Origin of the sequence: Nostoc sp. CALU 1950 (assembly GCF_051172895.1) — a bacterium.
Classification (GTDB): domain Bacteria; phylum Cyanobacteriota; class Cyanobacteriia; order Cyanobacteriales; family Nostocaceae; genus Nostoc; species Nostoc edaphicum_A.
The window spans coordinates 1-234 of record NZ_JBDNJQ010000498.1; the positions used below are offsets into that span (position 1 = coordinate 1).

Consider the following 234-nt stretch of genomic DNA (forward strand, 5'->3'; position numbering starts at 1 on the left):
TAAATTGCGCCAATGTTGTTGAGCGTTGTGCCAACACCTGCGCGATCGCCGATTTGTTGGCTAATTGCTAAAGCTTGCTGATAGAACTCTAAGGCTTTGGGGTACTGTCCCAGACTCTTGTAAATTGCGCCAATGTTGTTGAGCGTTGTGCCAACACCTGCGCGATCGCCGATTTTTTGACGAATGGCTAAAGCTTGCTGATAGAACTCCAAGGCTTTGGGGTACTGTCCCAGA

The 234-nt window shown here is 48.7% G+C and carries 1 protein-coding gene; it reads right to left on the reverse strand.

What is annotated here, in order from left to right; all coding sequences use genetic code 11:
• Positions 1 to 234: tetratricopeptide repeat protein (locus ABF638_RS38540; protein ID WP_435027975.1), on the reverse strand; the 234-nt coding region annotated here is incomplete at both ends.